The following is a 13,313-nucleotide window of genomic DNA, read 5'->3' on the forward strand; positions in this document are numbered from 1 at the left end:
TATCGGTTGTTTAATTTTTAAAGATCAATCGCATCCGACTTCACTTCGTCGCTTAATTACCGCGCCGTCGCTTCGTTTTCTGCGTCGCTGCATCATCAGCAGAGAAGTGAGATTATGTCGCAGCTTCTCGTCGTCGTCAACAGTTTTTTTCGCTTTCTTCGTTCGTCGCCGCAGCGACTCACAAGCTCCAAAACCACTAACCACCGGGCTTTCCAGCCCGTCGCCTCAACCGCTTCGCTGCTTTCGCTGCGTCGCTGTCGTTGCGAGAGACGGAATATTAATGACGTTCGCCAACGAGCGCAAGCCCTTTGTGAAATTATTTTTAAGATCGCAAGAATCTTGCGTGTCCACGCTATCCACCGCCCAAACGAAGAGTGCCCTGCAAGCCCGTTGCACGGGCTTGCAGGGCACTCTTCGAGGACCGACCGCTCTTCTATATATAGAGAGCGGTCGGTCCTTCTCCATATGAAGAACGATCAACGCATCAGATTCTTCCGCTCGGTCGGGGTCAGCGCCTGTAACTGGGACTCGGACAGATTCATCTGGCCAACTACCTGCACAGGCGACGCCGGATCGTAGCGGAACATCTTGCCGGTATCCGCACGCGGCTTACCCGTGCTGTCGGTCTGCGCCCCAGCATCCAGCATGCGCACACTAAAGATGGACGACTGGTTCTGCCTCGATGCCGCCCGATCGCGAGCCATCGCCTCCTGTGCGGCCGACGCCGCTTGCGCCGCCGTCGCGCTCGCATTCGTCAGCGCACCGACGTTGACCGCAGCGACCGTCGGGATACCCACCGATTTGCCCTGCACCTGAATGTTCTCGGCATTCATCACACGCAATGCCGCAACGTTCACGTTACCGGACACCCGAATCCCGGCTTCGCCCGCGTCGACCGTTCCCAACGGGGCGATCAGGTCGATGTCGCCCGGCGGCACCTCGGGGATCGGTGCCAGCGTCGCAATACCAGCGCCCGTGTTCGGCGTCGTCGGCGAAAGCGCAACAATGCCGAGCCCGTCATACACCCGGCGTTGCGGCGTATAGACGACGGTGGACTTCGAGCCGCGACCGGCGTTGATATCGCCTTGCGCCGACCACGCCAGGATGTTGCCGCCGAACGTCGTGAAGATACGGCTCTGTCCCAGCAGAATGCTGTCGAGCGAATACAGCTCGACGTTGCCCCTGCCCTGCGTCAAGATCCCCGACCCTTCCTCCGGTACAAAGCCGCCATCCACACCGACGAGCGTTCGCCCACCCGGCGTCAGAACGCTCACGCCACCACCGAAGTCGGTATGGATCCCGGCATCCTGCACTTCGTAGTGCGGCACGCCCGTCGAAGGACTGCCACGCGCGATCCACTGAGCCTGCGTCAGATACTTCACCCCCGCCTGCGGACGCGTCGTCGACACACGATTCATGTTCTGGACGAAATACGCCGCACTACTGTACATCGTCAGATCGCCGTCGTATTGCCGTGCCGCCCCCGTCTCATCGGTCGTCGGGAACAACGTCGCAATGGCTTCTCGACCGCGCAGATAGCTACCCGCGCGTGGACCGCTCGCGTCGTTGTACTCCCGGCCGGACGCGCGCAACTCGGCGAAATAGACATCGCGCAAATAGGCACGCTGTTGCTCCGGCGCAAGCGCGTCGAAGAACTGACGCGCATCCATCGACGCCGCATCGAAACGAACACTCTGACCGTAGCGCACCGATGCATCGCCAAAACGTCGAGTCAGCCAGTTCACGAGATACAGATTGCTTTGCTGCGCATACTCGTTTCGCAGATCGCGTTTGGCAACGGCCCCGGCACTCCCCGCCGCCTTGCTCGCAGCATCAAGTTCGACCTGCTTATTGACGAGATAGGCCTCGGCGTCGCTCGCGTTGCCGACATAACCAAACTCCTTGTTCAGCCAGCCACTCAACGTCAATTCGCCGCCATACACCACCACCGCCTTGCCTGGCTGATCGGCGAACGGACGTCCCGCTTCGGCCAGATTCGCCGGATCCAGATAACGGGCAGCGAACGCCTTGAAGTCGATGCCGTCGAGCCCCTTCGGACCGACGCCCGCTGCGACTGCAATCCCGGCACCGCTACTCCGGTCGCCCGACGTAACGTTGGTCAGTGCCCCGAGGCTGCGCAGCTCGGCCTTGTCGCCCATGAGAATGTCGCGTCCGGCTGTCACCTCGAGCAAGCCCGGACCGGCCACGTAGAACGAGCTATATCGGATATCGCGTCCTGCCGAGACGACGGAAATATCGTCCGGCGAATTCTGCACGATCAGGTTGCCCCGTGTCGTTGCACCGCCGCTTGGTTGCGGCCTGCCCGGATTGTTCACCGGATCCTGAAAGTCCGGAATGGTGTACCAACCGGCGAAATTGCCGTTGGTCGACAGGAACGTTCCGAGCGGTGTGCCCGAGTTGACGATGTCTCTGCCCGCCCGGATGGCGACCGCGCCGTTGCCCTCGTACCAGTTCGCCTGCGTACCCGGTTGCGGCACCGAGGTGCCGCGATAGTTGATGCCGCCGGTCTGAAGGCCCACGATGTCACCGGTCAGCGCGTAGAAACGTGCGGGCGAGATGCCGCTGAAGTCGTACCCCGAGACGGTCGCCGGTGTCAGGCTGAACATCGGGAAACGATCGAGCAAATCCTGGCTGTAGGTGAGCAGCATGAATCCCGGCGCCAGCGCATCTTGCCGGACGTTGGTCAGGAACTTACGACCGAACCACGTGGCGAGCACCCCGCCCGCGAACGCCGGATTCTGCGCGGTGGGCAACGCTGTCGGATCCGCCGCCGAGCGGCTGATCGCGTAGCCGGAGCTGTACAACGACTTACCTGCGATCATCTCCAGCGCGCCGCCGTCGGTAGCGACCTTGAACAGGGAACTGACCGGCTCAGGTGCCAACAATACCGGTGTGTCGCCACGGGACGGATACGAATCGTCGCCAAGGATCCCCGTCGCCGAGTAGCCGTTGTAGATGCTTCCATTGGCCGCCACGGCACGCAACGTGGCGGGCAACACGAAGCGCCCGTCTGTCGCCGAATAGTTCATCCCCACACGGCCGTTGTCCCCCAACGTCGTGATCGGCACCAAATTCCCGCCCGCGCTGAACAGATCGATGGCAGTCGAGGGCGTCCAGAGCGAGAACCAACTGATGCCTTCGCCGCTATATGAGGTGCCGTTCACGGAGAACGGCGTGCCATTGGTGCGTTGCTGCGTGCGCGTGGCATCGCCGTAACCGCCGATCACCAGATCGCCACGCGTGTCGATACGGGCCGTCGAGTCGCCCAGCACGAGCGATGGTCCACCGGTCCCGATGCCGCGCTCGGCGATATAGGGGTCGCGTGCGCGCGACTCGCTCAGGTCGGTGCCGCCAAAGATGGCGTCGAACCCGCCCAGTGCTCCGGCTTCGACGCGTGTCGCGCCGCGCAGGTTGGTGAACGTTCCGTTCAGTGCAAGATTGCCGATGCGCCATGTCGACAGATCGGTAATCGGGTTGCTAGTCGGCGCGATGGCGCGAACTTCGCGCACCGGATTCAGGCCGCCGCCGATACGCACGTCGAGATCGCCCCCACCGGTGAGTACGATCTGCGAGCCATCGGCCGAGACACGACCGGTACTGGCCACAGAGACGTTCAACCCCTCGCTTCGCGCCAGCGCACGTGGGCCTTCGGTATTGCCCGGCCCCATCCGCGATTCGAGCATGCCCGCGTTGCCGCCCGCCTCAAGCACGACGTTGCCGCCGCCGAGCGTTCCAAGCCCGGTAAAGCCCTGCAGGAAAGGTGCCGTATCGAACACGTCGGAACCGCTCTGTTTACCCGCCGTGTAGGTTCCGAAGTTCACCCACCATGCGGTGGGCACACCGCCCGTCGGAATCACGGAACCGGAGCCTTGTCGCCACAACCAGCTACCGACATTGCCCGAATCGGTGACCTGACGCGGGTCGCCGAACCCCGTCGCATTCGGGCGTCGGTAGCTATCTGACTTGCCGATCGTATCGCCACGAATGTCGCCCTGCGCGCGCACGAAGAGGTTGCCGCCGTGCTCCGGATACCACGCCGAATACAGGCTCTGCGCCTTGCCGTCGACGAACTTCTCGAACTCGCCGCCGTCCGGCCCTAGCACCGACGCGTTCTTCAACTTGGACCGGGCCAGGTTGTAAGCGGCCGCCACATCTCTCGATTGTGTACCCGCCGTATAGACGCCGTACGGCGAATTCATAGTGAAGTTTCCGCCCGCGAGCATGTCGAGATCGCCCGTGCCGGTGCGCACCACACTGAAAATCGGCTCACGCGCCGGGCTGGCTTTCAGTTCGAACTGTGCGGGCGTTCCCGGAGTGACGATCTGAATCATGTCGCCCATGTCGTTCCAGTACGCCACGTCCGCATCAGTTTTGATACCGTAGTCCAACATCTCCTGCGCAGTGACCGGATCCCCCGGGTTCGTACCGAACATCCACGCCGCGTCACTCCCCCAACGATACACACCGGGCGTTCCCGTGCCCGGGATTTGCACCAATTTCTCCCCCATCCCGTAGTGCGTATCCGAGAGCACCAGATGACCGTTCGCAGCGGACGGACGCAGGGCACGCGGATCGGCGGCCGCAAGGTCCGCACCGGCGATCAGCCGCATCGACCAAGAAGCCGATCCCGGTTGCAGCATCGGCGCGAGCGCAACCAGTTGTCCCTGAATACCGTTGGCATCGGCGGGACGCACGTTGACGAACGTAGCGTCGTTCGGCAGCTTGACCGACGTTTCTGCCGGAATGATCGCGCCCTTCTTCATCGCCAGATCGCTGGCCAGCACGAAGGTCGTGGGCAGCACCTTGCCTGCGGGCCAGATCATCGCGGCGACGGATGCGTCGCCAGGCAACAGCACGCCAGCGTCCAGCTTCATGTCGCGAGTGAGCGTCACGCTCGACGTGAGTACCGAACCCGCCGCGTACACCACGTTGCCGGACGCATCGCGCACCGCACCACCCAGCACCGTGCCTGCGGGCAAGGTCAGATCGGCCGTCAACGTCGCCTGCCCCGGCAGACGCGTGCCGCCCGGCAGCGTGCTGGCTTCGATGGAGATGTCGTAATTGAGTTGGCGCTCTGCCGGGAACGTCGTCCCTGCCGCAAGCGTGACCAGACCGCCCACGGGCACGACGGCGTCACCGCCCCAACCCGCCTTGCCACTGGTGAGCACCCAGCCCTTGTTGTCCGAAGACGTCGCAGTCAGCTTGCTCGTGTCGAAGCCGTCGTTCACGCTGCCGAACACTTCGAGGTTGCCGCCCGCACGAATAGTCAGCGCCCCGGCTTCGCCGCTGCCGTACACACCGGTCTTCTGCGTGTTCGGATTCAGACTCGCGTAGCGATAGCGCGACATGTCGATGTCGCCATCGATGTGCAGATCGCCTTCAGGCGTGGCGCTCACAATCTCGACGCCCGGTCGCAGATGGAAGGCGTCTGTATAGCGACGCAGGCCCGCGAGTCGCGCGAGCAGTGCGCCGTTGGCCAGCGCATTGGACATGAACGTCTCGTTCTGTCCGTGCAGCGTGTCGAAATAATCCTGATCGATGATCTGATACGGCCGACCGTCGACCGAAACGTCGGTGCCCGGACGCGCATTGGCATCCCGCTGCATGCCGTTGACGGTAATCGAGCGCGCACCGTCGATCACGACGTTGCCGCCCGCATCGATCGCAATGTCGTTACCCGTCGCATTGCCCGCTCCATTCGACCCCAGGCGTTTGGCGCTGATTTCGACAGTGCCGACATTGAGCGGCGTGCCGTTCGTCCCGGCGCGTACGTCGATGCGCGCGCCATCGGCCAGCACGACCCGCCCGTCGCCGCCGTTGATTTCGACAATGGCGCGGTTCGACGCCTCGATAGGCTGACCGTAGCTATCCAGTCGAAGCGTAGTGCTATGTGCATCAAGCGTTGCATTCCCGCCGACGTTGACACCGTCACGCGCCGACAACCGGATGCTCCCCACCTGCTTGCCGCTCGCATCCACCCGTCCGGCGATATCGAGACGCCCGCCGTCGACCGACAGCGTAATTTCGCGTGCCTTGAGTTCGTCGCCGACGACGAGATCGCCCTGCTTGATCTGGAAGCTGCGGCTGCCGAACACGCCCCCTTCGCTCAGACGTGAATTCAATGCCGTGAAGCCGTCGATGCGCTGCGCCCGCACATCGATGCCGCCCGCGCTGAACGGGACCAGCGTGCCGCCTGCGTCGTACATGCCCGTCGCGCTGCCGAGCAACTTGCCTGCGAGCGAAACGTCTCCGCCCGTCGCGCCCACTGCCGTCACAGACAACTTGCCCGCACGGTTCTCGACGGCCGACAGATCGATGACCGACCCACCCGACTGACGCACGCCCCCTTTCTCGCTGGACAGCAGCACGTCGCCGCCCCAGCTGTATTTCGTCGCATCGAAGAACTGGAGCTTGCGTCCTGCGAGATCGAGTTGCGCGCCATCGCCAAGCGTGACGTCACCGGCCGCGTCCACCCGCAGGCGGCCGCTCGGCAGCACAACATTAGTATCGATGTGCGTCGCGCCGCCGGACGTCAGCCCGACTTCCGCCCCGAGGGCGGCGACCAGCTGATCGTTGCTCACCACCGGCTTCGCCCGTGCGCTCGCATTGGCGACCGTGATGTTGCCGCCCGCATTGAAGCGATTGACCGAGCCCGCCGCCCCCGTGAGGATCGGCGTATCGATGACGATATCGCCGCCGCTGTAGTCATAGGCGTGCGTCTGGTCGTTCCAACCGTCTTGCGAGCGGTAGACGGACAGGCTGCCCTTCTGATTGGCCGTGACACGTTCGCTCGCCTTGAGCTCGACCGTCGAGAACCCGACCGCCAGACGATTCATGGCGTTGTTGACGTCAGGCTGCGTGGCGGGCCCAAAACCGAACTCGATCTCGCGCGCCTCGATCGCAAACCGACCGCTGCCGGTTCCCGCGCCACCGGCGACCACACTGCTCGCCGGGGCCTTCGAGCCGGTCCAGACCAGTCGATCCGTGCGAATACGCGCCAGCGCATCGCTCGATCCGTAGCCGAAGATCGCAGGGGTGCCGAGCACGAGCGTGTCGATGGTCGACTTGCCGGTGGTCGCGTCGATGGTGGACAGTTCGACGGAATCGTAGAAATTGATCGAATCGCGGGCGATGAGCGACAGGCTCTCCAGCGCCGGTGCGCCGTACACCGTGTCGCCGCGCAGCAGGCGCGACAGCACCGGTTGATTGAGCGTCAGCCCCTGCGCAAGCTTTCCGGATGCCGCCAGCACGTCGAGCGAAGCCTGCTCGCCCACGTTCACTCGCCCGACGGAGAGCGACAGTTGACGCGTACCGTAGCGCACGGCGTCGGTGATTGTGAAGCGCTTATCCGTAGCGACCGCGATGGAGCCCTCGGACAGCAGCAACGATTCGCCGGTGCACGCAGCGCCCGCCGTGCAGACCCCCAGATCGATGTAGCCCGAACCAAACGAGTCGGTAGTCGTCGTCGGGGTGGGCGCGAGCATCGCAATCCGACCGTTGGACACGGCCAGCACACCTGACGTGCCCGGTGCGTAGGTGTAGCCGTTCGACGCATCCCACATCTGCATGCCATAGCCGAGCGTGTTGATGCCGCTGCCCTGCTCGATGGTGATACCGCGGTTCGGCGCGCGTGTCACGATGAACACCTCACCCGCCCGCAAGACCGCGCCGCCGCGCAGCACTACGTTGTACACATTGCCGCGACCATTGACATCGAACGATGCCGTGGCGGCCCCCAGCGTGCCTCCCGTGCCCTTGAGCACTTCGGGCAGCGCACCGATCGCCAGTCGCGCCGCACCGATGGCGTTCAAGTCGTTGGCATAGAGCGACACCAACCCGATATCGCCCACCGTGGGCCTGGCATTCGCGCCGAGAATTTCGAAGCTACCGCCGGACGGCGAACTGACGAGAACGCTGGCACCGTAACCGTCCTTACCGTGTGTGACGTCGGCGTGACCTTCGAACCGCAGCGACGGAAGTCCATCGATTGCGCCCAAGTAGGAGTGCGGCAGGAAATATAGGTCGAGACGCTTGGCATCCGCCTCGATCAGCGAGCGAGGGACGCCATCGCGTGCAGACGCGGCCCGCGCATAATCGGCATAGCTCATCTCGTTGTACTGCGAGTACTTACGCAACGTGTCTGCGGACGTGAGCACAGCCCGCGTCGGCGTGGCGCTGCGAATACCGGTGTCGTTCACGCTCAACTGTGCCGAGAGCGCGAGCGAGCCGTTGCGCATCGCGAGCGGCGCGAGACCCGCCGGTGCCGTCGTCCCCGGTTGCAACTCCACGCGATACGCGCCAGGCAGCAGTGCGAACGTCGACGGTAACAGCGTATAGGTTCCGGCAGGCAGTCCCGGCACACCATTGCCGATGGTGATCTGCTGACCGATGAGCGGTGCGCCCGCGCCGTTGTCGCTCACGATGGGCGCATAGGCCGACTGTGCACCGGGAACGATGGCGTAGACGGGATTGGACGACAGAGACGGCAACGTGAAGCTGGCCTTATTGCCCGTCTGCACCACCTGCATGAGCGGCGAGAGGCGCGCGTCGATCGAGCCGCCGCGTCCGCTAAGGAATGCCGCCCCGCGAATCTCGCCACCGCCCGACAGATCGATGACCGCGCCATCGTCCACGCCCACCGAGTGCGCATACACAGCAATCGTCGGCCCGGCACCTGCCAGCGCATATTTCGCGTCGGCACCGGCATTAAGATAGCTCAGGCCGTCGAGCGAGCCACCGAAGGGCATCGTCAGCCCTGCGGCACTCACCGACGTGACACTGCCCGGCAGCAAACGCAGCAAACCAATGGTCTGAAGGTTGCTGGAGGTGCCGAACGTGATGGAGCCCATCGGTGCGCGTAACACCCCGCCCTGCAAGATATTCGGCGCGGCGAGTGTCAGATTGCCGAAGAGCGAATAGGGTTGTGCAGGCAGCGCGTTGCCCACACGCTCGATAGTCAACTTGCGCTCGGGGTCGAATCGCGTTTCGATCGTCTGCCACTGCTCGTTCACATAAGTGCGCTGCCCCACGACGATGGTCGCAGTGGCTTCCGAGACAGGATAGATTTGAGCAGCGGCAAGCGTCAGATCGCCCGGAACGTAGAGCGTCGTATTGTCGAGAAGCCGCAGGTCGCCACGGCTGCGCAACGCGACATCGCCAAATGCGAGTCGCCGGACTTCGATCGGTGAGGTGTTCGTCTCGATGGTCCCCGCCGTGCCGAATTGCATCGGACCGGACAGATCGATGATCGATGCATCGACTTCGAACTTTGCGTCGCGGTCCTGCGCCGGAAGTCCGAGCGCACCGCCCCCCTTCCCCTGATTCTTCGAGCCCACGACCGCATTGGGCATGATCTCGTTTTCGCCCTGCGCACGCGTGGCCCCGGCCAGTTGCACATACGGCGCAGCAATCTTCACCACGCTCCCTGGGGTCGCGTTCGCTGCAAGACCGAAGGAATTGGCCGTCAGACGCACGCTTTGTCCCAGCGACATGTCGACGCTGCCGTCGAAGTCGATCATGCCGTTGGCGAGCAACGCGAGATTGTCGAAGCCACCGGCCTTGACGCGATCCACGCCGATACGCGCAGTCCCCATCGCGAGCCCACCACCGACTGCACCTGCGGTCAGAGTGTCCGACAGCGTGCTCGAACCCTGCGTTTGTGCAACGACCATCTCGTGGGCGACGCGAACCGCGTCTTCCACGGCGGCACCCTTGAGTGTGAGGCGGTCGACAGGGGCGTAGGCCAGCGTCTCGAGCACCAGATTCAGCGTACCGCCCGCTGCGCCCGCGCCGCCCGACGCGGCGATCATCTCACCGTCGAGATACAGGCCCCGTGCCGAGGCCAGCGAAATCACGCCGCCGTTGCTCGTCACATGCGTGCGGCCCTGACCCGGTACGTCGACGTCGGCCGACGCGCCCGATGCATCGAGCTTCGCACCGGGGCGCACGATGACGAAAGCGTCCGCGGCGTCGACCTTGGTCGCTCCTGGCGTGTACTTTGCGCCGATCTGGATCGTGCCGCCAGCGGCGACTCGGCCGTTGTATGCGCCGGATGCGTCCTGCGCCACGAACGGTTGGGCCGCCACATCGATCACGGAATGGCTGCCGAGCCAGATCGAGCGCGCCGTGAATGCGCCGTCGGGACGATCGACCTCATTGCCCGTGCCGAACGCACCGCGCAATAGACTGACCGTCCCCGAGGACGCATACAACCCACCGAGCAGGGTGATCTGATCGTTACCCGTCAGCGCGATGCTGCGACCCGGGTCGACGTCGATGCGCGCACCTTCGCCCACGACCAGCGGCGCGCGCTTGTAGACCGTCCCGGCGTTGAGCGCGAGATCGGCACCGCCGCGTTGCGTGACGGTGCCCTTCGCGGCGTCGCTCTGCCAGACCGGCGGGAGATACGTGCGCAATACGCGAGACGGATCGCTGCCGCTCGCGGCGTCCGGCGCGGCCTGCTTGTCCGCGTACAGCACCGGCATGACGACGTTCAGATGCGCATTGTCGGCCACGGACACGCCCAACTGCCCCGAGATGTCATAGCGCGAGAAACCCGTAGAGAAAAGATCTGCACCCAAGACCGTAGGCGACGCTACCCGCACCTTCTCCGTCACGGTCAGCCCGACGGGGATGACATCCCCCTTGGTCAGCGTCACGTCGAACGGCAGCGGCGTGCCTGCCTTGGCGACAACGTTGTACGGCACGACAGGGATGCCCGCCGGGAAGACGTTCCCCGGAAGCACATAGTCCGGCGCGACAGTGCCGAACGAGCGCGTGATGACAGTGCCCGCAGGCACGACCTGCCCCGAACTATAGGAGCGGCCACTCTGCAGGTAAACGAAGAAGTTGCCCGACGCCCCCGCAGGCACGGTCCAGTCGGCGGCGAGCGTCACCGGCGCGTCGGCGGTGATCGCCGGTGCGGTGGTGAGTGTTTGCCCCGGCATCACGCGTGAGATCGTCTGCTTGTAATCGACCGGTGCGACGGTACCGGCCTTGATCGTGTAGTCCTCCAGCAGCATGACGTTAATCGGCAAAGACTCACCGGCGGCGAGCCATCCCTCCGTCTGAAGCCCCGGACCGCCGATGACCACGCCGTTGCCCGTGTCGAGCTTGAGCGTGCCGCCACCGTTCACACCATAGGCGCGCAACGTGCCGTCGACCTGCACCTCACCATGCCGCTTGCCGTCGAGGTCGTACTGACTGGCCAGCAGCGAGACGCTGCCGCCCTTGCCACCACGCACCGCGCCGTTCGACAACAACGCGGCGCCCGACGACACATCGACGACGCTGCCCGGCAGCAACCTCACGTCGCCCGAACTGGAGAGCTGCACACTGCCGCCGTTGACGTACGGCAGGCCGTGAATGCCCGCTTCGCCGTCATCCGCCCGGCTCCACAGGCCGCGTGCGTCGAGCGTCACGCCGCCCGCCACCTTGACGTACTGCTCACCGCCGACGACGGCAGTGTCCGCAACGGGCATGTCGGTCCAGACACCGTTGCCGGTGGTCGTGAGCATCTGATTCAGGATGTTGCCCGCGGCAATCGCACCGCCGCGCGCCGTCACGTTAGCGTTGAGTTCCACGCGCGTGGCATGCAGACCGACGTCACCACCATCGGCAACTCGAAGGTCGCCGCCCAGCGTCAACCGCTCGGTCGCCGTCAGCTTCACGGCACCGAAGTTCTGACGATTGATCCAGTCGGCATCGAGCGAGATCTTGCCCGCGCGCTTCGGATCGATGGCCGCATCGAGTGCGATGTCGGCTGCCAACGCCTGCACGGACCCCACGTCGATGGTGCGAACGAGCGCCGACGGGCTGTCGCGCAAGGCGAGCGCTACGTCGTCGTAATAGGGCGTGATCCGGCCAACGATGAACTGTCCGGCGCGCGGTGCGGCCAGTTGCGATTGCAGATAGCCGTCGTACAGTCCCCGGTCGGCGGCCTGCGTCTGACGCGGCCCCTGATAGTCGGACGTATCGACATCGCCCTCAAGCACGGCCGACAGACTGGAGACGACCAGACGCCCTGCATCGCGTCCGACGGTGTAGCCGTTCTCCAGGCGCTCGCCCGGTGCGATGAACGGCGTGGCATATGACTCGGTGGTGCCTTTGCCCCATCGGGTGTGAGCGACTTCGAAACCGCGATACACACCCAGATAACGCAAATCGCCCGGCGCATTGTCCGCACGATAAAGTTGCCCGTCGTCGCCGCGCAGCCAGCTCTGACGGATCATGCCCGTCTGCACGTCGAGTGTGCCGCCCGCGAGATTGATCAGCGAACCGGCGCGCGTGACGACTTCTGCGCCGCCCAATTGGACCGTACCGCCTTGCGCCGCCCATTCCCCGATGCCGTGTTGCGCCGTGTTGAGATAGCCACTGACTTCGAGCAGACCGCCCGCCGCGTACCAGCGATCGGTCGTGAAGCCTTGCGTGCCAGCGGGCACGCGCACCAGATAGCGACGGTCGATGAAGAGCGTCTGGTTGTTGAGCAAAGCGGAATCGCGATTGGTCGGCGCGTCGCGTTGCTCGTTGCCCTGCACGCTGACTTCGAGGTTGTTCGACGCCATCGCCACCTGCACGCCGACCGCGCCCGACACGTCGAGCTTGGCACGCTCCATCGCAACCATGCGACGCGTCGCCGCCACGTTGATCTGCCCGCCGGTGGCGAGCGTGAGCGAGTCGCTGTCGAAGAGCACGTCGCCCGACGAGACGACCTGCACCAGCGACTGGTCGCGACGGTTGTACAGCCCGGATTCAGCGACCTTGGCCGTGTCCGCAAGCAGTGACGAGCGCTGTACATCAAGGGCCGTGTCGCCTGCCGTGTCGAGCAGGATGGCGCTTACCGCGCCCGGCGCGAGCTTCACCTGTGCGTTCGCGTCGCCGCTCGCGGTCAGGTGGATCGTGCCGCGTGTGTTCACGGAGGTGCTCGATACCAGCACGCCGCTCTGATCGACCTGACGGCCTGTGAGCGTGATGTCGCCCAGCGTCGACAGGATCAAACCACTGTTGCTGACGCGCCCGGCCGTCGATCCCGCGAGGAGGCTCGGGGTGACTTCGTTGCCGCGCGTGCTGGAATTCGGATTGCCGTCCGTACCCATGCCGCGACGGATGACGAACGCATCGCCGCCCGCGATCACCGTCTGGCCCGAGGGCGTGATGATCGTGCCACGGTTATGTGCTTCGCGACCCAGCAGCAGCACATAGCCGCCGCCTTCGGTCACCGACTGCGGCTTGCGCGTGTTGATGCGCGCACCAGCATCGACGACCACATTGGCCGTAGCTCCAGTGTGCGTGAA

The 13,313-nt window shown here is 64.5% G+C and carries 1 protein-coding gene; it reads right to left on the bottom strand.

Annotation, left to right across the window (positions count from 1 at the left end; genetic code table 11):
* Positions 1-476: 476 nt before the first annotated feature.
* Positions 477-13,286 (bottom strand): filamentous haemagglutinin family protein, encoded by a 12,810-nt coding sequence (locus ACIQWO_RS26805; protein WP_402830733.1) that lies wholly within the window; start codon positions 13,284-13,286, stop codon positions 477-479.
* Between the last annotated feature and the right edge of the window lie 27 nt (positions 13,287-13,313).

Source organism: Pandoraea sp. NPDC090278 (assembly GCF_044772185.1).
Taxonomy (GTDB): Bacteria; Pseudomonadota; Gammaproteobacteria; order Burkholderiales; family Burkholderiaceae; genus Pandoraea.